Annotated in this window: 12 protein-coding genes; 1 reads left to right on the forward strand and 11 read right to left on the reverse strand. The window is 59.7% G+C overall.

Translation table 11 applies throughout. From position 1 onward, the window contains the following. Nucleotides 1-10: 10 nt before the first annotated feature. Entirely contained in the window at nt 11-1,345 is a 1,335-nt protein-coding gene (locus N434_RS20495) for an aspartate aminotransferase family protein (RefSeq protein WP_181424035.1), read from the forward strand. Between the two features lie 135 nt (nt 1,346-1,480). Here N434_RS20495 and N434_RS20500 read toward each other — a convergent pair whose 3' ends face one another. From N434_RS20500 to N434_RS20550, 11 genes are all read right to left on the reverse strand, one after another. Then, entirely contained in the window at nt 1,481-2,440 is a 960-nt protein-coding gene (locus N434_RS20500) for a FecR family protein (protein ID WP_286172358.1), read from the reverse strand. Nucleotides 2,441-2,499: 59 nt separating this feature from the next. Continuing rightward, nucleotides 2,500-3,042, reverse strand: coding sequence for an RNA polymerase sigma factor (locus N434_RS20505; RefSeq protein ID WP_110760087.1), 543 nt, complete (start codon nt 3,040-3,042; stop codon nt 2,500-2,502). A gap of 365 nt (nt 3,043-3,407) precedes the next feature. After that, complete coding sequence (locus N434_RS20510) at nt 3,408-4,202, reverse strand: ABC transporter ATP-binding protein (protein WP_110760088.1); 795 nt, start codon at nt 4,200-4,202, stop codon at nt 3,408-3,410. Further along, entirely contained in the window at nt 4,195-5,169 is a 975-nt protein-coding gene (locus N434_RS20515) for a FecCD family ABC transporter permease (RefSeq protein WP_110760089.1), read from the reverse strand. Before N434_RS20515 ends, N434_RS20510 begins: the two co-directional genes overlap by 8 nt. Further along, entirely contained in the window at nt 5,166-6,179 is a 1,014-nt protein-coding gene (locus tag N434_RS20520) for a FecCD family ABC transporter permease (protein WP_502695782.1), read from the reverse strand. Before N434_RS20520 ends, N434_RS20515 begins: the two co-directional genes overlap by 4 nt. Nucleotides 6,180-6,214: 35 nt before the next feature. Beyond that, nucleotides 6,215-7,135 (reverse strand): iron-siderophore ABC transporter substrate-binding protein, encoded by a 921-nt coding sequence (locus N434_RS20525; protein ID WP_110760091.1) that lies wholly within the window; start codon nt 7,133-7,135, stop codon nt 6,215-6,217. A 54-nt stretch (nt 7,136-7,189) separates the two neighbouring features. After that, nucleotides 7,190-9,562 carry a TonB-dependent receptor gene (locus N434_RS20530; protein ID WP_286172359.1) on the reverse strand — a complete coding sequence of 791 codons (2,373 nt, stop codon included), beginning with the start codon at nt 9,560-9,562 and terminating at the stop codon, nt 7,190-7,192. 195 nt (nt 9,563-9,757) lie between these two features. Beyond that, on the reverse strand, nt 9,758-10,642 hold the full coding sequence (locus N434_RS20535) for a ferric iron reductase (RefSeq protein WP_286172360.1): 885 nt from the start codon (nt 10,640-10,642) through the stop codon (nt 9,758-9,760). Between the two features lie 39 nt (nt 10,643-10,681). Further along, complete coding sequence (locus N434_RS20540; protein WP_110760094.1) at nt 10,682-11,425, reverse strand: thioesterase II family protein; 744 nt, start codon at nt 11,423-11,425, stop codon at nt 10,682-10,684. 14 nt (nt 11,426-11,439) lie between these two features. Then, nucleotides 11,440-13,104, reverse strand: coding sequence for a condensation domain-containing protein (locus N434_RS20545; protein WP_110760095.1), 1,665 nt, complete (start codon nt 13,102-13,104; stop codon nt 11,440-11,442). 4 nt (nt 13,105-13,108) lie between these two features. Continuing rightward, the gene (locus N434_RS20550; protein ID WP_110760096.1) at nt 13,109-20,812 is read right to left on the reverse strand and encodes a non-ribosomal peptide synthetase; all 7,704 of its coding nucleotides are present in this window, start codon (nt 20,810-20,812) and stop codon (nt 13,109-13,111) included. Nucleotides 20,813-20,817 lie beyond the last annotated feature (5 nt).

The following is a 20,817-nucleotide window of genomic DNA, read 5'->3' on the forward strand; positions in this document are numbered from 1 at the left end:
GGAACGTGCCATGGACAACATTTCGAAAAACGCCATTTCGCTGAACGATGAACCGGCCTTCTGGGCCGCCGCCAACAAACACCTGACCCGCTATGGGCCGGCCTTCGAAGACATCATCGTCGAACGCGCCGCGGGAAGTTTCGTTTATGATGCGGATGACCGCGCCATTCTCGATTTCACCTCCGGGCAGATGAGCGCCCTGATCGGCCACACCCACCCGGATATCGTCGCCACCGTCAACCGGCAGATGGCCTCGGTTGCGCATCTCTTCTCCGGCATGCTGTCGCGCCCCGTCGTCGAACTTGCGGCACGGCTGGCGGCGCTGGCGCCCGGTCTCGACCGTGTGCAATTGCTGACGACAGGGGCGGAATCCAATGAAGCGGCGATCCGCATGGCAAAGCTTGTCACCGGCGGCCATGAGGTCGTGGCGTTTGCCCAGAGCTGGCATGGCATGACCGGCGCTGCGGCGTCTGCCACCTATAGTGCCGGCCGCAGGGGTTATGGCCCGGCAACGGCCGGTTCGCTCGTCATTCCGGCCCCGAATGCCTATCGCCCACGCTTCCGCAACCCGGATGGATCGAATGACTGGCAGGCCGAGCTTGACGATGCCTTCGAACTGATCGATCGCCAGTCGACCGGCAATCTCGCCGCCTTCATTGCCGAGCCTATCCTCTCAAGCGGCGGTATTCTCGAATTGCCGCCCGGTTATCTCGCCGCCCTGAAGAAGAAATGCGAGGAGCGCGGCATGCTGCTCATCCTCGACGAGGCCCAGACCGGCGTTGGCCGGACGGGGCACATGTTCGCCTTCCAGCGCGATGGCGTGACGCCCGACATCATGACGCTCTCCAAGACGCTCGGCGCCGGCCTGCCGCTCGCAGCCGTGCTGACAAGCGCCGAGGTGGAGCAAAAGGCCTTCGAGAGGGGTTTCCTGTTCTATACGACGCATGTGTCCGATCCGCTGCCGGCGGCTGTCGGTGTGACGGTCCTTGACGTGGTTGCGCGTGACGGTCTTGTGGAACAGGCGATTACCCGCGGAAACCGCCTGAAGGACGGGCTTTTATCCCTGCAGCAGCGGTTTGAATGCGTCGGCGACGTGCGCGGTCGCGGGCTGCTGCTGGGGCTGGAAGTCGTGGCCGACCGGCATACGAAGGCTCCGGGTTTCGAACTCGGTGCGCGCATCATGCAGGAAGCGATGCTGCGCGGCATGAGCATGAATATCGTCAAGCTGCCCGGCATGGGCGGCGTTTTCCGCATCGCTCCGGCGCTGACCGTGTCGGATGCCGAAATCGACCTTGGGCTGGATATTCTGGCGGATTCCATCAAATCCGCGCAGGCCGTGCGATAGGCCGTGATGCGCGCCTGACGGTCAGATTTCAGGCGAGCGGGTGGGGCGTGATCCACTCCTTTCAGAAGTGAACGCCATCCGATATCCCCACGGAAAAATCGGGGCTACGGATAGTCCGCAGCCCAGCCAATCGGCTCAGGACGTTACGACGATGATGGGGCCAATCTTGTATGTCTGAACCTTGAGGGCGGTGCGCAGGAAGTTCAGCGCCCCCTCCGTATCGGTAACGAAGAGCGTGCCGCTGACGACCCGTCGAGCGGTCGCTTCATCTCCTATGACGATGCGCCCGCGGAAATGCCGCTGTATTTCCTCGATAACATAGGAAAGTGGCACGTTGTCCACGGTGAGCTGGCCGCGACGCCAGGCGAGAGCAGTCACGGCATCGGTTTTCCGGATCGTGCTTTCGCCTGTCTCGTTCAGGTGAAGCATTTCTTCACCTTCCGCGATTTTCACCGGGGTACTGCCCTCTGTCTTGAACTCTACCCTTACGGAATGTTCCGTCACGGCAACACGCGTGTCCGTCGCGCTTTGGCGAACATCGAAAGCCGTGCCGAGTGCTGTGACCAGCGTATCCTCGGTGCTGACGGAGAACGGACGTTTTTCATCCGGAGCCACCTGGAAGAACGCCTGCCCGCGCAGGAGCCGAACCGTCCTTCGACTGCCGGTGAAATCGAGTGCGATTGCCGACGATGCGTTCAACTGGACCCGTGAACCATCTTCCAGCGTGACTTCCGGCATTTCGCCGGCGCCGGACATGACATCCGCGCTCAGACGCATGGGGCCATCCAGGGCAATGAAGAGTGCACCGGCCGAAATGATTGCCACGATTGAAGAGATGATCGCGTTGCGCCCGCGTGGTGAGGTCTCAACCGGCATGTCACGAAGCCCGGCATCGGAGCGGATCGCAGTTCTCGCTTCGCCGAGAATGCGCTTCGCGGCCGTGTAGGCCCGACAGTTCTCCGGGTCCTGCTCCATCCAGCGACGGAACTCCGCCCGCTCCGTTTCGGGCTGCTCTGGGTCGCGGTTGCGAAAGACCCAGTCGGCCGCATCTCTGTTTCGCTTGCGCTGGTCGCGCGTCAGACGTCTACGTTGCACGGAACGCTCCAATTATGCTCTCCAATGTGTAGACGAATGAACTGCGTGGATTGGGATGTTTACTCCATTTCGAAAAGGCGGTCGAGGCAATGGCTGAGCGCACGCCTGAGGTGCCGGTCGACCATATTGCGCGAAATTTTCAGCTTTGCGGCAATCTGGTCCGGTGAAAGATGATGCAGCCTGTGCAGCACGAATGCCGTCCGCCGTTTTTCGGGCAGGTCGGCAATGGCCTGTTTCAGGATCGCCAGCCGCGCCTCGACCGCCAGTCCCTGATCGGGAGCGCTGTCCATCGCGACGACTGCCCTTGCATCTTCATCGGAGCCGGAGAAAAGCCGGGACTCGAACTGCTCGCGTCTGATCCTGTCAATCCGCATATTGGATGCGGCGCGGCACAGAAATGCTTTTATCGACCGTTTGCCGGAGAGCGCGTCCGGCTGCAATGCCAGTTTTACATAGAGATCGTGGACGATTTCCCGCGCGGCCCCGTCTGACCGGCTGCGTCCGCCCACTGCCTTGATGATGTCGCCGTAATGCTCGACGATCGCCCTGTTCAGCAGGTCGGTTCCGTCACTTTCATTGAGGCTGGCCGTCGACGTCCGCATCGCTTTCCTGATCCTCCGCAAGCTGCAATCTGCGACAACTGAAGGGGCGAACAAGGAGCGCAAACCGCAGCTCTCCAAGGCCTTCGTCCGACCCAAGTCATCATCCGGCAGCAGAGTTTTGACCCATCATCGCCGTGGAGGAATTTCTACTGGTGGGTAAAAAGCGATGCAAGTGCAATGATTTACGGTTTGTGCCGAGAAAAAATCCTTCGCCGCACAAAAGAGGATATTTTTTATCATGTTTATGTCTGGATTCATTACATCTTTTGGCCTTGCGGAGGAAGGCGTGGGGATGCGTGAGGCAGGATTGTAATTTACGAAAAAGCCAACCAATGTTGCGAGGCCGCCACAGGTCGCAGCTCGCCTCAGCCGCGGGACGGGACGGGGACACACATCGGCGTTCCCGAAAGCGGATCCGGCATGATGACGGCGTTGACGCCGAAGACATCGAGAACATTCCTATCCGTAATGACGGCGCTTGGCGTTCCGGCGTCAAATATCTTGCCATCCCTGATGAGAACAATCTCATCGGCGTAACGGGCAGCCTGATTGAGATCATGGAGCACCGCGACGATGGTGCGACCCCGATCATGAACAAGCTGCCGGATCAGATCCAGTATCTCGATCTGGTGGGCGAGATCGAGGAACGTCGTCGGTTCATCGAGAAGAAGAATGTCCGTTTCCTGGGCGAGCGCCATGGCGATCCATGCGCGTTGTCGCTGGCCGCCTGACAGGGATTCCACCTGTCGGCCGGAGAGCGACGTCATGTTGGTCAGATCAAGGGCATGGGCGCAGGCATCCTCATCACGGCTGGACCATCGTTCGAAAAGCCTGCGATGCGGATAACGCCCCTGACGGACCAGCTCGGCGACCGTCAACCCTTCCGGGGCCTGCGGCCCTTGCGTGAGGACGCCGATCTGTTTTGCCCGTTCCCGTGATGGCATTTTGCGTGTCGGCCTGCCATCGAGAAATATCTCTCCCTTCATCGGGGCGAGAAGCCCGGCAAGCGCGCGCAGTATCGTGGATTTGCCGCAGCCATTTTGGCCGACGAGAACGGTGAAGCGCCCGGATGGGATTTCCAGGTTCAGGTCGTCGACGATGACGGAGCCGTTATATCCAAGGGAAAGCGCTCGTGTCGCGAGGCGATAGTGTTCAGACATGCCTGCGGCCCTTCAGAAGATAGGCAAAAAACGGAGCACCCAGCAGGGCCGTGACGATACCGGCCGGTAGCTGCGCCGGTGCGATGACCGTGCGGCCGACAATATCGGCAATCAACAGCAGAAGACCGCCCGTCAGCCCGGCAACGGGAATGAGGGCTCGATGGGAATGGCCGGCGATCCGCCTTGCAATATGCGGGGCGATCAGTCCGACAAAACCCACAAGCCCGACCATGGCGACGGTCGCTCCCGATATCAACGTGCAGAGCAGTATCAGGAATGCCCGCATGAGATTGACCCTCTGTCCCAAGCCCGTTGCCACATCGTCGCCGAAACGGATGAGATCCAGTTGCCGGCAGGAGAACCAGCTCAGCGCGAGCGGAGCGGCGAGCCAGATCAGGAGACTTTGGACCTTGCTCCAGTCGGCGCCGTAGACACTGCCCGAAAGCCAGATCATCGCGCGCTGAACATCAACGACATTGCCGAATGCGGTCAGAAAGCTGGTTCCCGCGCCGGCGAGCGCGCTTAAGCCGATGCCGACAAGGATGATCCGCAGAGAGGAGGTTCCGCGTTTACAGGACAGGGCGTAAACCGCCGCCGCCATGGTGACGGCCCCCGCAAAGCCGGCCCACGGCAGAACGGCTGGTGAAACATCGGTAAAAACGATGATCACCACGCTTGCGAAAAGCGCTGCGCCGGCATTGATGCCGAGAACGCCGGGTTCCGCCAGGGGATTGCGCATGACGGTTTGCGAAATCGTTCCCGCAACGGCAAGGCCTGCCCCCGCAAGCAGGGCCAGAATAGCCCTCGATAGCCGGAATTCGATGACGATCATCTGCAGGTCGGGTGAGGCCCCACCGATGACTGCATTGGCAACGTCACTCCAGGCAATCGATTGGTCGCCCCACATCATTGCAGCAACCACGGCCAGCAGGTTGAGAATGATCAGAACAGTTATCGCGCGTGTCACGGCTTGTCTGCCCCCGTGCGATAACGCGCCAGCCAGAGGAAAAACGGCGCTCCAATCAGCGCCATCGTGACGCCAACAGGAAAACTCTGGTTGGCGAGGATGATCCGTCCGGCGAGATCGGCGACGACCACGATGATCGCTCCGATGACGGCGCTGAAGGGAACGACCCAGCGGTAATCGACGCTGATTGCCAGGCGCACGATGTGCGGCACAACGAGACCGACGAAGCCGACCGGTCCGGCAAGTGCGACGGCGCTGCCGGACAGGAGAATGACGACGACGACCGACAGGCTGCGCCATAGGGCCGGGTTCTGGCCAAGCGCGGTGGCGACATCGGTTCCAAGGCTCAAGGTCGTCAGATGTCGGGCAAGGACAAGTGATCCGAACAGTCCGGCAAGCGAGTAAGGCATGACGGTGAAGACCTGATCCATCGTCCGGCCGCTCAAGGAACCGACGGTCCACAGGCGCACCGCATCGAGTGTCGTCTGGTCGAAGATCAGAATTGCCGTGGTAAGCGAGGTGAGGAATGTTGCGACCACCGCCCCGGCCAGCACCATCGCTAGCGGGGTCGCGCCGATGCGGCCAACGGAACCGATGAAGAAAACACACAGTGCTGCCAGTGCCGCACCGGCAAAAGCATACCAGACCTGCGCATTGCCACCCGAAGTGCCAAGGATCGTCAGGCTGGCGACGACCGCGAAGGCTGCACCGGCATTGATGCCAAGAAGACCCGGCGACGCCAGAGGGTTTCTTGTTACCGCCTGCATGATTGCGCCTGATACTGCAAGGCCGGCTCCGGCGATCATCGCCGCTGCAACGCGGGGCAGGCGCAGCAATGTCACGACGAGATGATCGCGCGAGCCGTCAAAGCGGAAGATTGCAGAAAGCACCGTTGACGGCGACATGGGGTTTGGCCCGGCCGTTATGGCCACGACCGCAGAAACCAGCAGGCATGCGATTGCAAGAATGAGCAGTGCCGCACAGGAAAACTCTGCACGGCGGGAATGGATCGGTGTGTCTGCTCCTGACGGTCTGCGAAACGGTATCACGGTTTGCCCGGCAGATATTGCTCGATGTCATCGAGAACCCTGTTTGCGGAGCCGATGCCGTTGAAGCCCATCCATGTTTCGCGCGTGACCCGGTGGGCGTTTCCAGAGGCGACCGCCGGCAACATTTGCCAGAACGGGTTGCTGGTCGTGCGCGCGGCAAGCGCATCGTCCTGGTTCGCGTCATATCCGGCGGCAACGACGTAAAGGAGGATGTCGCCGTCGAGAAGGGCGAGGTCTTCCCATTCGGGCCGCTTGAAGACGGTATTATCCTGCGTCGTTTCATAAGCGCTTCGCTTGACGCCGGCATCACGCAGAACCGCATAGGGCGCATAGGCGGCCGGGCCGTCGAGATAGAGATGAAAGCCGCTCGGCGTTACCCGCAGAACCGACATCGTGCGGGAGCCTGTCTTGGTTCTGATGGCGGCGACCCGTTGTTCGTAGCCCGCCAGCATTCGGGTCGCATCGTCGCTTTTTCCGGTAATCAACGCCAGGGTGCTGAAATGTTCCTTCCAGTCCTTTGCGTCGATGAGGGCGGTCGGCGCGATCTTGGCGAAGTTCTGGTAGGATTGGCCATGCAGCGTTGCGTCGCCGATGATGAGATCGGGTTTGAGGGCGACGATGCGTTCCAGGCTCGGCTGACGTGCGTCGCCTATATCGGAAACGGAGGCTTCCTCGGCCTTTTTCTTTAGATCGCGGTCCTGAACGGTCAAAAGCGGCGCGCCGACCAGCGGCAGGCCCAGCTCTAGCGCCATTCCCAGATTGTAGAACGGATCAAGCGCGACGATCCTGCGTGGTGCATCCGGCACACAGAGGGGGGCGTCATAAACCCCTGATGTAACCGACTTGCCCGGACATTGCGCCGAGGCACCGGAGGCAAAAAGCCCGATCAGCAAGATGACAAACGATCGCAGGATCATTCTTTACTCCAGAAATGGAAGCCTGCGCGGCGTGGAAACCGCGCAGGAAATGGATCAGAATTTGACCTTCAGGTTCAGACCGACGCTGCGGCGCTCGCCGAGCGTGGCGGCGACATCATTGTCGTTGTAGACAAAATATTCCTCGTCCAGAAGGTTTTGTGCGAAGGCGTTGAGTTCCCACCGCTCGGTCTTGTAGCCGGCCTGCAGGTTCACGATCCAGCGGCTGTCGAGATAGTCGTGCGGCAGGCTGCCCAGCCGCGCCAGATAGCTCGACGTATATTTCGCGTCCGCGCCGACATAGACGCCATTATCGAAGGTGTAGCGGGCGCCAAGGCCGAGTGACCACTCAGGCGCTTCCGGGAAGGGCAGGCCGGACAGATTGCCGTAGGCAAGGTCGTTGAAGTCCTTGAACTCGGTATGGACATAACCGAGCGAGGCGAAGGTCTCGAGATTGTCGGTTACCTTGAACGATGGCTCGAACTCGAAGCCCCATGCTTCCGACGATGCGGCATTGATGATGCGGCGGGTCGTTGCGTCCGTGGGATCGAGCTGCATCTGGACCTGCTGGTCCGAATATTTGGTGTAGAAGATGTTGGAGTTCAGGGTCAGCCGGTCGTCCAGGAATGTTCCCTTGTAGAAGAGTTCATAGGTGGAGGCCGTTTCGGGTTCGTAGGTGTAGGAGGTGCGCCGGAAGGAATCATAGCTGGCGCCACCTGTCCGGAACCCCTGGGAATAGGTCACCCCGACAGTCTGGGTGTCCGTCAGTTCCTTCGACAGACCGATTTTCGGTACGAAGTTGGTTTCGTGGAAGGATGCCGCATAGTCCGTCAGAACCGTCCGGGTGCCGCCAAGCGGCTGCGTCCGCAGAAGATACTGCGTTATGTCCTGATCCGTATAGTCCAGGCGTCCGCCAAGGGTGATTTTCCACGTCGGAACAAATTCATATGTCGCCTCTCCGAACAGGGCGGCATTGAACGATTTCTGCGTGTTGCGCTGGAACTGGTTGCGGTTGACGGTGGCGCTTAGCGGAATGGTACGGTCGTAGAAATTCTTCTCGTCTTCATAGGAAAAATAGACGCCGCCGACCCAGTCCCATCTGTCGCCTTCATAGTTGAGGCGCAGCTCCTGCGAGGCGATAAATTCCTTGTAGTATCCATGATAGGTGTTGATTTCGCCCGCGGTCCCATAGTTGGGCGAGAAGCGGTCGGTGTCAGAATAGCTGAAGGTTGAAAGGGAGGTCAGCTTCAACTCGTCTGAAAAATCATGCGTGATTTCCAGTCCGACATTATGCACTTCGGTCGGGCGATATTCTATGTAGGCAGGGATTTGATAATCGCCGCGTTTCTCATCGAAACGGAAGCGTGACGCGCCTGCCGGGCCGCCAATGTCGCGGACATAGGGGTCGTCATGGGAGAATGAGTAACTGAAGAGAGCGCGTGTTTCCGGCATTTCCGCCGGTTCGAACAGCACCTTGCCGCGGATCTGGTAATAGAGGTCGTGCGTGAAATCGTTATATCGATCGTAACCCACAAAGGTCGGATAGTTGATGTCGTTTTCGCTTCTCTGGATTTCGCCGGAGATGCGAACGGCAAGCTGGTCGTCCATCAGCGGCGTATTGACCATGAATGCGGTGCCGTAGAGATTGCCGGTGCCGATCGTGGCCGAAACCTCGGCTTCCTTCTCGAAGGTCGGATCCTTGGTCTTGATGTAGACTGCACCGGCCATGGCGGCGCGTCCCGAAAGGGTCGACTGCGGGCCACGATAGACCTCGACCTGCTCGACGTCGAATAGTCCGCGCGCGCCACGCCGTGCGCCGCGCACCGTCTGCTGAACGCCATCGACGTAAAGCGATGCCAGCGGCGCTCCGCCGGGAACCAGGCCTTCCGAATTGACGCCACGAATGATGAAGCCGCCATCCACCCAGTCGGCATCCATCACGTTCGCCATGCGCCGGAAGCTGTCGCGAAAACTGTGTATCTGTCCATCGGCAATTTCCTGCGCGGTGACGATACCGATGCTCGAAGACGTGCTGGCCAGCGTCGTGGCATTGCGGGCGCCATAAATCGTAATCGCCTGCAGCACCGTCGTGCCGTCGCTGCCGACCGCATCGGTATTATTTGCGGCAACGCTGAGGACGATCTGATTTTGACCGGCGAAACGCGACTGGACGCCGGTGCCGGCAAGCACTGCGTCAAGCGCCTGCGACGGCGTGAGATTGCCGGAGGCACCACGGGACCTTTTGCCATTGGCAACCGATCCGTCAAACATGATCTGCAGGCCGGTTTGTGTGGCAAGCTGATTGAGGGCGGAGGTGAGCGGCCCGGCGGCAATCGAAATCTGTCGCGGCGAAGCGCTTGCCTGGCCGGTGCCCTGCGCTGCGGCCGGCACATGCATGGCCAGAGCAGAAACCGAAGTTGCGAGCAGCATCGCCACCCATCCAGCCAGACCGGTTCGAGCCGTTCTGCCGTTAATTCCCTTGCATTCCATTGAAGCCCCCGCTCCCGCGCGCTCGATAAGCTATTCAGACAAAAGGCGGCAATATCCGCCCACTCATGCTGAAGACGAACAGGGAAGGGGCTATGGGACTCTCAAGTCGAAATAAATTTATGAAAAATAATAATTCTACTTCAGGCAGAAATGGGCACGCATTTCCTGCAGCAGACAGGCGTCCCGTTCATCGCTCGACTTCAATACGCAGGTCGGGCACTTTTCCGCACCCTCAACGGTATAGTACCGGCAGCATCCACCCCGCGCGCGAAACGTGTAGGTGAATGGTTCCTTCAATGCGGTGTCATGCAGGGTAAGGTCAAAATACCCCAGCTGACGGTTGTTCAGCGGCGACCCCTGTACCTTGACGATCGCCATTGCCGTCGACAGTGCATCGGCGAGACAGCCGAACCGTCTTCCGACGTCAAGAAATCTGCCGGCGATGGCGTCTCCCACCAGCCGCCACTGCGCATTCTTCGAAAAGCCGGTTCTTTTTGCCAATGCTTCCACTAGCGGATGGAAATGTTGCTCGACGCCCATCCTGAATTGCTCGCAGAGGCCTGCGTGGTCCGTGACCGTCGAATGCGGCCCGTCATCCCGATCCGCAAAGATCTGCGGTGACAACAGCCTGACGCGGGCCCGCCGCACTGTCATCGGCTCTCCGTCATGCTCGCCATGATGGGTGTAGAACTGCAGCGAAAAGGCATCAGGCGACATATCAGGCACGATGCCGCGGCCAACCAGCAACGGCACGGTGGCCATGAAGAAGATGTAGCAATAGTCGCTCATCAGAAATGCGGCGCGGCTTTTGAGGTCGACGCCGGGATCGAACGACCCTTCATAATCCAGGAACTCCTGCAATGCCGAAGGGTTGGAAAACAATTCGGCAGCGGTTGTCCAGCCGGGAAGCATTGCGCCGGTGCTGCACGGCACTTCGGGCCACATGGACTGCTGGAGAACGGTCGCTTCCGTCAGAATATCGCTGGCTTCGGGGACGCCGGCAGTTTCATGATGTCTCATTGTCTGCCGCATCCGTCAGATTCGCATCTCAAATCAGGCTCATGCCTCTCTCGCTGAAACAGCCCCTGCCTGCATCGCATCGTTTTGCCACAGCTGGCCCAGTTTGCCGATGAGGTGCGCAAACGCTTGCGGAGCAAGCATATGCGCCCCTTCGATCCGATGCATGGTGACATCCTGACCGATACAGCTTTCCCACGCACGCGCCGCATTCCAGCTGACCAGATGGTCGGCATCGGCCACGAATACATGTACCCGAAGCGTAACAGGGACATGCGGGGGCGTAAATTCATAAGTCTCGCAAATACGAAAATCGTTGCGCAGAACGGGTTCGAACAGGGCCATCGCCTCGGTGTCGCGTAATATCTCGTCCGGCGTACCGCCGATTTCGACCAGCGACTGGTGAAAATCCTCGCGCGTCATGACGTGAATGGGCTCACGCCCTTCGAGAACACGGTCGGGCGCGTTCGAGCCCAGAATGTAGAGTGCTTCCGGGAGCGGCAGGCCCCGGATGGAGAGGTGCCGAAGCAGCTCATAGGCCACCACAGCGCCCATGGAGTAACCGAACAGGGCATAGGGAGCCTGAAGCAGCCCGGAGATTTCGTGTCCCACATGTTCCGCAAGGCTCTGGATATCGCGCGGCAGCGGCTTGGTGAAATGCGCTTCGCGACCCGGCAGGGCGACTGGGGTGACGTCAAAGACGCTCTCAGAATGAACCCATGACCGGAACAGGCTCGGGCCGGCGCCGGCTGGCGGAAGGCAGATCAACCTGGGACGAACTGTCATTGTGTGTCCTTGTATCATATTTCAATCGCATTGTGTTCGCCCACGGGCGCGGCGGTTGCTTTCAGCGCGTCGATGAATGCTGCAAATGCCGCAAGGACCGGACGGTCGAACAGGACTTTTACGGGAAAATTGATCGCAAATTCTCGCCGCACCCGGTTGACGACCCGGGCAGCCAGAAGCGAGTGGCCACCGAGGTCGAAGAAATTATCGCTATTGCGCTCGGCCTCGACTTTGAGAACCTCTGCCCATATCCGGGCAATCCTTTCTTCCGTGTCCGTCCAGGCGGTAGCGGAAGGGGGGTGATCATTGCGTGTTTCCGCCGAAGGCTGCGCAGGCCTGTCGATATGCACCGGCCTTGCATCCGTATCGGATACGTGCGGAACCGTTGGAGTGCCGCTGGCCATCTCGCCGATTGTCGCCCCCAGCTCATTCAGGAAAGCCCCTACCTCCTGCACGGCAATGCGGCGTCTGTCGTATCGGGCGGAAATCGCGATCTTCGTGGCGTCGGCAGCGGCAAACAGGGTAAGGGGATAGTGGGTCCATTCATCGACGTCGACGCCGGTCACGGCGAACGTCGCTTCCGCCGATATGTCTCGGGGCACGGGATAGTTTTCAAAGACCAGCAGGCAGTCGAAAAGATCGCCCCGCCCGGCCTGTATCTCGCGCAACGGCAGATAGTCATGCTCCGCACAGGCGGACTGGCGTTTCTGCAATGTCTGCAGCCATGGGGCAAGGTTGCCCTTTTCAACGTCGATGCACACCGGCAGCGTGTTGATGAACAGGCCGACCATGTGTTCCACACCCTGTAGCTCGGGCGGACGCCCGGCCGTTGTCGCACCGAAGACGACATGTCTGTTGCCGGTTTTTCGGGCCATGACGATGGCAAGTGCGGCCTGCAGCAGGGTATTGGGGGTAATCCCCATGTCCCTGCACAGTTTTGCCGCCTGCGTGGAAACTGCGGGATCGCAGGTGAGGTTATGACTGGAGAAATCCGCCTCGCCGCCGGTAGCGTCGCGGGTAATCCTGCACGGTCCGTCGATGCTGGCAGTGTAGTCCGTCCAGAACGCACGCGTCGCCTCACGTTTCCTGCTTTTCAACCAGGCAATATAATTCACATAGGGCCGTGGTGCGGGTAGCGGCGGACGTGATGAGCCGCACCGTCTCTGATAGGTCCTGAAAGCGTCTTCGACGATGCGGCCCGCCGACCATCCGTCGAGAATAATATGATGATACTGAAGTACCAGACGCGAATTTCCCCCGCCATAGTCGATCCATTGCAGGCGGACCAGCGGAGCATTTTTCAGATCGAAAGCCTGCCGCCGGTTGGTGGACAGAAGCGCGCCGAGGCGGCTTTGCTGCTCCTCTACATCAAGACCGGACCAATCCAGTTGCGACCAGGCAAGGCTGGCATCGCTGTGGACCACCTGAAAGGGTTCGTCTCTTTCTTCCCAGTGAAATGTCGTGCGCAAAACGGCATGGCGCGACACCATCTCGCTCCAGCAGTCATGCATGATTTGCGGATCGACGGCGCCTTTCAGTTGCAGGACGATCTGCGGCACGTAGACGCCTTCGTCAGGCGTGGCGATGGAGTGGAACAGCAATCCTTCCTGCATCGGTGACAGCGGATAGATGTTTTCGATAGCCGGGCGACGGCGGCTTTCAAGCGGGCGATTGTCCATTGTGTCACAAGCTCTTTAGCAGATTGTCGAGTTCGTCCTGGCCGAGATCCATCAGCGGGAAATCAGAAATGCTGTAACCAGCACCTGAACCATCAAGGCAATGCTGGATCAGCGTTTCAAGATTGTCCCGGAAATGGCCAGCCAGCATCTTGATGGTGTCCCCGGAATGCAGCCGCGCGCCATAGACCCATTGCAATTGCAATTCGCCGCGCACCACCATGGCATTGATCTCGAGGATCGTATCGCGCGGGTTGCCGGGGCCGTACATCGGACCGGAGGTGATGCCGGAGGGAGCAAACAGGCTGTCGGCCCCGAACATGGCATCCATCTGGCCGAGATAGTTGAAGCGGACCTGCGGTTGGCCGTAGTCCAAATGCTCACCCCTGTTGCGAAGATATTTCAGAACACCGAAACCCACGCCATTATTGGGAATTCGCCGCAGAGTGTCCTTGACGTCGAGAAGCAGGCGGTCTGGCGTAGCGTCATCGGGCGTATCGAACAATACGGGATAAAGCGCGGTCAGCCATCCCACCGTTTCGGAAACGTCGATATCCTCGAACAGATGCGGTCTGCCGTGGCTTTCCATTTCGAGGCGCAGGCGTGGCTTTCCACTCCATTGCCGCAGCGCCAGATAAAGGGCTGCGACCAGAACTTCGTTCGAGGCGATGCTGAAGCATTCCGGCACATCCCGGAGCAGTTGCCTTGTTGTTTCGGCATCGATCGTCTGCCGGTACGTCACCGCATCCGATTGAGTATTGCTGCCACTCTGGTTGTCGAGCGGCAGCGCCTGCACGTCTTCTTCGCAGATGCCGCGCCAATATGCCTCCTCTCCATCGAAAAGCACCGACCGCGAAAGCCGGCTGTTCCAGCCGCCCGCCGCGACCGCGCCGGAGCGGATGGTGCCAGTTTCCAGATAATGCCGCTCGATATCCGCGACGATCATTCGCCAGGACACGCCATCGACGATGAGGTGGTGGGCCGCGAGGATGAGGCGCCCGGAACCATCGGGCAATGTCGCGAAAATCGCGCCGAAAAGAGGCCCGGCACCAAGGTCGAAGCCGGCGTGGAGCTTTTTGGCAAAATCCGTGACGTCGTTCTCATCCGTGGCGGCCAGTCGCTGCATAAGGGGCATCGCCGAAATTGGGGTGAATTTCTGTTGCCATTGCCCGTTTTCACGCAAAAATCTGGCGCGAAGCGACTGATGTTCATCGAGAACTCTGGCGATCGCCTTTTCGAGCCGGTCGAGATCGAGAGATCGGGTGGGTTTCAGGATCAGTCCCTGGTTCCAGTGGGAGAGATCGGGCAGGTCCTGATCCAGCAGCCAGCGCTGAATCGCACCGAGCGTAGCTTCGCCATCGGCATTACCGTTTTCGGCCGTCGCAGTGCTTTCCGTGCATGTCGCTTCTGCGAGCGATGCGAGCGTGGGGTAGAGGAATACGTCGCGCGGGGTCATCCTCAACCCCTTCTGGCGGGCCTGTGAAACCAGCTGGATGGCAAGGATGGAATCGCCGCCGAGCGAGAAGAAATTGTCGTTTCGCCGGATGTCTCCGCAGCCGAGCAAGCCTTGCCATATCTGCGCCAGCACGTCTTCCTGGTCATTGAGCGGACTTGCAATTTCAGCGGAGCGGTCACCGTGGGCTGCCGGGTCCGGCAGCGCGGATCTATCCAGCTTGCCGTTCGGCAGGCGTGGAAGCGCGTCGAGCCTGGTCGCAAGCACGGGAATGAAATGCTCGGGCAGGCGTTGCCGGAGAATTGCGACAAGTTTGGCGATTTCGAGGGCAGGATCGCCGGCAATCCACATTGCCAGGCGCGGATGATTGGAGGCGTCGCGCCAGAGCCCGGCAACGGCCTCGTGCACCCCTTCCTGCTGAAGCAATACGGCCTCAATTTCACCCGGTTCGATACGAAAGCCGTTGAGCTTCAACTGCCGGTCGCCGCGCCCCATGTAATCGAGGCCACCATCATCACGTCTGCGCACGATATCGCCGGTCTGATACATGACGCGGTGTTCGCTGCAATCGGCAAAAGGATTGGGCAGAAAACGCTCGGCGGTCTGGCCGGGCCGGTTCCAGTAGCCACGCGCCAGCCCGCTGCCGGACAGGAACAATTCGCCGGGAACTCCAACCGGCACCTCGTTTAACTCGCCGTCGAGCACATAGGCGCGGGTATTGGCAATCGGCACGCCGATGCCGAACCATTCTCCCGATTTGGGCACCGGCGCCACCGTCGAATACGTCGTGTCTTCCGAGGGGCCGTACAGGTTATAGAGTCCTTCGACATGGTCGTTGGCGTAAATCCGCGCGACAAGTTCACGCGGTAGCGGCTCTCCCGCCAGGCAAACCGTTTTCACGCTCTCCGGCAGGGGCCCGAGTTTAAGCAATTCGGACATCGGCGTCGGAACGGTGTTCACCAGCGTTACTTCACCTGAAAACGGTAAGCTCGGGAACGCGAAGAGATCGTCCACCATGAAGATGCGTCCACCCGCTGCAAGTGTCGCAAATATTTCGAAGATCGAAAGATCAAAGCAGATCGAGGTGGAGGCGAGCACGCCGGACAGCTGGTCGCCGGTGAAGCTGTGCAGGCACCATTGCACGAAAGCAACGGCGTTGCGATGTTCGATGGCCACGCCCTTCGGCCTGCCGGTCGAGCCTGATGTGTAGATGATATAGGCAAGATCGGAGCCTGACGTCGCCGGCGCCGGCACGACTCCGCCTGCCAGACTTTCCACCATATCCGGTGTCATGCATCGGAAATTCTGTCCGGAAGTCGAAATATCATCCTCTGTCGTGACCAGAATGAGCGCCAGATCGGCGTCCGCGGCGATGAATTCTATGCGGTCGGCAGGATAACGCGGGTCGAGCGGCACATAGGCCGCGCCGGTGCGAAGAACGGCCAATATGGCGACCACCAGCCCCACGCTTCTTTCCAGGCGAATGCCGACGCGTTTCCCACTGCTTATGCCGGCTGCGGTCAGCCCGCTGGCGAGCCGGTCGGCTCTTCGGTCAAGTTCGGCATAGGACAGGCTCCGGTCCTGATCAGTGACTGCTATTGCCTGCGGATTGGCGTCGGCACTCGCTTTCACGAAGTCGTGCAGGCAGCGCTGCTGCGGCTGAAATGCCGCCTCCGTCTCGTTCCATTGTCGCAGCCTTTTCTGCTGGCTGCCCGATAGCAGGGAGAGCCTGTCGAGTGGCACATCAGGATGTTCGACAATCTTTTCAAGCAGGGCGACCAGCGCATCACCGAGGGATTCCATGGTTGAGCGGCGGAAAAGATCGCTGCGATATTCCAGACGGCATGAAAGTTCGTCCGCCGTTTCATGGATGAACAATGTCAGGTCCACACGCGACGACGTGTCGGGAAGCACCAGTCTTTCCCAATCCATGCCGGCAAGCGAAATGGCTTCGCGCCGGGTTTCGACGGTCGAGACGAGCATGGCCTGGAACAGCGGGTTGTGGCTCCATGTCCGGGGAAGTGAGAGCGCATCAACCACTTTCTCAAACGGCGCGGCCTGGTTGGCGAAAGCGCTTAATGCCGTGTCGCGGGTTGCCTTCAGTGCTTCGTTGAAGCTCTCGCCGCCCTGGGTCTGCAATCGGATCGCCAGCGTATTGGCAAACATCCCGATGATGTTTTCCAGATCGGGGTGGAACCGCTCGGATATCGGTGTCCCGATGACGATATCGCGCATGCCGCTGGCGCGCTGGAGCAGCGTCGAGAATGCTGTCAGCATTCCCATGAAAAGGGTAGCGCCTTCGCGGTCGCAGAGTTTTCGCAATCCTGCGAGCAAAACTGCATTGAGCGAAAAGCGAATGCTGTCACCCGAGAAGCCCTGTATGGCGGGCCGCACAAAATCCGTCGGCAACTCCAGCAGCGGCGGAGCGCCGGCAAGCGTTTTATGCCAGTAATCGACCTCGCCCTTCGTATCCTGTTCCCGCTGCCAGATTGCAAAATCCGCATATTGCAGCGACAGCGCCCCGTTTGGCGGTGCGGTTTTCTTTAAGAGGGACCCGTAAAACTCGGCAACGTCGTTGAGCAGAATTTCCGCTGAAAGGGCGTCACCGATGATGTGGTGCAATATGAAAAGCAGAACATGGTCCTGCGGGCCGGTGCAGAAGGCGTGAATGCGCAGCAGCGGCGCAACGGCAAGATCGAATGGCCGGCGCGCGCAATCGAGCAGGGCAGCCTCGAGTTCCCTATCGCCGATCTCTTCCGGCACGATCCGGAATATCATCTCGGGGTCAGTCTCGACGAATGGCTTGCCATCGACGGAGACGAACCGGCTGCGCAGGATATCCTGTCTCTGCGCCGTCAGTTCCAGCGCATGCGAGAGGATTGCAAAATCGAGCGGTCCCCTGATCTTCAGGGCAAACGGAATATTATAAAGCGGGCTGTCCGGTTCAAGCTGCGCCAGCGCCCATTGTCTGTTCTGTGCATGCGACAGCGGTGTTCGACCGGTATGGTTCCGCTTTACCAGTCCGGATGAACCCGGTTCCGATCCGCGTCCGGTGATGGCCACCAGCGCATCGACAGCACCGGCAAATTCCGCAAGTCTGGGTTTCTCAAAAATGGTGCGCAGCGGCAGGTCAACGGTAAATGACGTCCGCAAACGCGCCAGCATTCGCGTCGCCAGCAGGGAATGGCCGCCAACCGTGAAAAAATTGTCTTCGCGGCCGATCTTTTCGGCGCCGAGCAATTCACGCCATATGGCCGCAACCATCTGCTCGGTGCCGTCGCGCGGAGCGGCATAGGCGGCTGACGAGATTATCTGTTTCGGTCGTTCAAGCCGCTTGCGATCGATCTTGCCATTGGCGTTTAATGGAAAACTGTCCATCCAGACATAGGCTGAGGGAAGCATGTAGGAGGGAAGCTGTGACGCGAGCGCTGTGCGGATCGCTTCCTCGTCGACGACGCCAGTCCCGCGGCGGCAATAGGCGACGAGGGTACCCGAGCCTTCCTCATCCTGCCAAAGGGTAACGACGGCTTGCTCGATGGATGGCTGCGAGGCAAGGATCGCCTCGATCTCGCTGAGTTCGATGCGGAAACCGCGAAGCTTGACCTGAAAATCGGCGCGGCCAACATAAAGAAGGTGCCCGGCGGCGGAACGCCGCATCAGGTCACCGGTTCGGTATAGCCTTGACGTTTCAGGCCGACCGTTCGGGCCTGCGGCTGGGCCTTGAACGAATGCGCGCGACGTCAGATCGTCCCGGTTGAAATAGCCGGGACTCAGACCTTCGCCACCGATATACAGTTCTCCGACAACGCCTGCGGGTACTGGCATCAGCGCGTCATCGAGCAAATGCAGCTGCGTGTTGGCGATCGGTCCGCCGATCGGCAGGGCAGGAAGCTCCAGATGTTCGGGGGTTATGCGAGTGCAGGTGGACCAGATCGTCGTTTCGGTCGGGCCGTAGAGATTCCACAATTCGCCGCCGGTCTCCAGCAGGCGGCGGGCAAGGCCCGGTTCGAGCGCTTCGCCGCCGCAAAACATCCTGAAACCCGCCGGAGCCTTCCAGTCGGAATCGGCCATCAGTCGCCATGTCGCGGGTGTCGCCTGCATCATCGTCGCGCCATGGTTCCGGATAAGCTCCGAAAGGGCCATATCGTCATAGACATCATCGGCTTCGGCGATGATCAGCAGGCCGCCGACCATGAGCGGCATCAAAAGCTCGAGGGTAGCAATGTCAAAGGCCGGCGTGGTGACGGCGAGGAGCCGGTCTTCAGCGGTCATGCCCGGCCGTCTCGCCATGCTGGTCAGAAGATTGACCAGGCTTTTCTGCCGGATCGGCACGCCTTTCGGCCTGCCCGTCGAACCCGATGTGTAGATGATATAGGCCAGATCGTCAGGCAACATCTCGCGGCGCGGATTGCTGAAGGAGCCGGTTGCGCGCAGCAGAGGTTCAATCGCCATGCAATTGCATGGATATGCCGCTTTCGCAGCGTCATCGTCAGCCTCGCTGACGAGAATGATGTCAGGTCTGCAGTCATCGAGAATGAGTGAGCGCCGTTCCGCCGGGTGCCCGGGGTCGAGAGGCACATAATGGCCGCCGAGTTTCAGCACCGCGAGGATGGCGATGACGAGGTTTTCGGAACGCGGCAGGCAGATGGCGATACGGGGATGGGATTTACCTTTGCCGATGCGATCAAGCAAACCGGACGCCACGCGGTTGGCGGCATCATTGATATCACTATGGGAGTATTGCCGGGCACTGCAGCGCACGGCCGCAAACGAGCCGCGTGCCTTCGCCGTCTCTTCCAGCAGCGCTGCGACATCTCTCAATGGAAAGGCAATGGTCGTCCGGTTGGCAGCCGCTATGGCCGCATGCTCTGTCTCGTCCAGCAGGTCGATTTCGGCGATGCGACCGCCGAGATTTGACACGAGGTCGCCAAGCAGTCTCATGAAATAGTCTGAGAAGCGCGCCACCGTCTCAGGCAGGAAAAGTTCGGTATTGAACTCGAAAATGCCGCTGAAACCTTCGTTGCCTCGTCCCTCATGCATGTCGAGGCTGAGATCGAAACGCGACGCGCCTGAATCGAGCGCGATCGGCGTGACCTTGACATCGCCGAGGTCGAAAGCCGCATTCGACGCGTTGTGAAGCACGAAAGTCGACTGGAACAGGGCGTTATGGCCGATGTCACGCTCGACATTCAGCGCATCCACCACCTGCTCAAAGGGGACATCCTGGTTGGACAGGGCTTGAAGCGTCGTATCCCGAACCCGTTCGAGCAGCGCATCGAAAGTGTCATTCGGTTGCAGGCGGGTCCGCATGACGAGATTGTTGACGAACAGCCCGATGAGATTGCGGGTCTGCGCCCTGTTGCGGTTCGATGCCGTCGTGCCGATGCAGATGTCGTCGGATCTCGAAAGGCGGGCGAGCAGAATTTGATAGGCCGCCAGCAGCACCATGAATGTCGTCAGTTTCCGGCTTTTCGCCAGATCCTTGATGGCGGCGGAGAGCTTTGGCCCAAGGTGGAATTTGTGCCGGGCACCGCGAAACGCCTGCGTCACCGGCCGGGCGAAATCGAACGGAAGTTGAAGCAGCAGCGGTGCATCACGAAGCTGTTCGCGCCAGTAATCGACCTGGCCGGAAAGCGCCGCAGTGCCGTTGCGCTGCCATTCGGCATAGTCGCGATACTGTATATCGAGTGCCGGAAGCTGGCCGGTGGAAGGAGATCCGGACGCGCTATAGAGCCTGTGGACCTCGTCGATGAGGATCTGCAACGAGGCGTAGTCGGAAATGATGTGATGGATGACCATGACGAGGATATGCTCGTCAGGTGCGACGGAAAACAGGCCAACGCGAAACAGCGGACCTTGCGAGAGCTCGAACGGCTCCCGCGCGAAGCGGCCTATGGCGGCATCGCGTGCGGTCTCGTCATCGCCCGGTTGGTGAAAGCTGAAGTCTGCCGTTGACCGGGAGGAAATGACCTGGAACGGCTCGCCGTCAATAACCTTAAAAACCGTCCGCAGGCTTTCATGGCGCTCTACGACGATATCGAAGCAGGTCTTCAGCCTGTCGCGGTCGAGCGGACCTTTCAGCCTGATGGCCAGAGGTATCGAATATGCGCCTGAGCCGGGCTGCATCTGCTCGACGAACCAGATACGTTCCTGAGCATGGCTCAGGCGGAAATTCTTTTTTTCGGATGCCTGCTGTCCGGCCATCATGCGCTGCAGAAGCTGGCGCTTTTCATCTGCGGTCAGTCGGGAAATATCCATTGTGT

The organism is Rhizobium sp. UGM030330-04, assembly GCF_003208455.1.
In the GTDB taxonomy this organism is placed as follows: Bacteria; Pseudomonadota; Alphaproteobacteria; order Rhizobiales; family Rhizobiaceae; genus Agrobacterium; species Agrobacterium rhizogenes_A.

Excerpts from the sequence above, each read along its gene's own strand:
- N434_RS20495 (WP_181424035.1), top strand. The coding sequence starts at position 11 with ATGGACAACATTTCGAAAAACGCCATTTCGCTGAACGATGAACCGGCC.
- N434_RS20505 (WP_110760087.1), bottom strand. The coding sequence starts at position 3,042 with ATGCGGACGTCGACGGCCAGCCTCAATGAAAGTGACGGAACCGACCTG.
- N434_RS20510 (WP_110760088.1), bottom strand. The coding sequence starts at position 4,202 with ATGTCTGAACACTATCGCCTCGCGACACGAGCGCTTTCCCTTGGATAT.
- N434_RS20525 (WP_110760091.1), bottom strand. The coding sequence starts at position 7,135 with ATGATCCTGCGATCGTTTGTCATCTTGCTGATCGGGCTTTTTGCCTCC.
- N434_RS20530 (WP_286172359.1), bottom strand. The coding sequence starts at position 9,562 with ATGCTGCTCGCAACTTCGGTTTCTGCTCTGGCCATGCATGTGCCGGCC.
- N434_RS20535 (WP_286172360.1), bottom strand. The coding sequence starts at position 10,642 with ATGAGACATCATGAAACTGCCGGCGTCCCCGAAGCCAGCGATATTCTG.
- N434_RS20540 (WP_110760094.1), bottom strand. The coding sequence starts at position 11,425 with ATGACAGTTCGTCCCAGGTTGATCTGCCTTCCGCCAGCCGGCGCCGGC.
- N434_RS20545 (WP_110760095.1), bottom strand. The coding sequence starts at position 13,104 with ATGGACAATCGCCCGCTTGAAAGCCGCCGTCGCCCGGCTATCGAAAAC.
- N434_RS20550 (WP_110760096.1), bottom strand. The coding sequence starts at position 20,812 with ATGGATATTTCCCGACTGACCGCAGATGAAAAGCGCCAGCTTCTGCAG.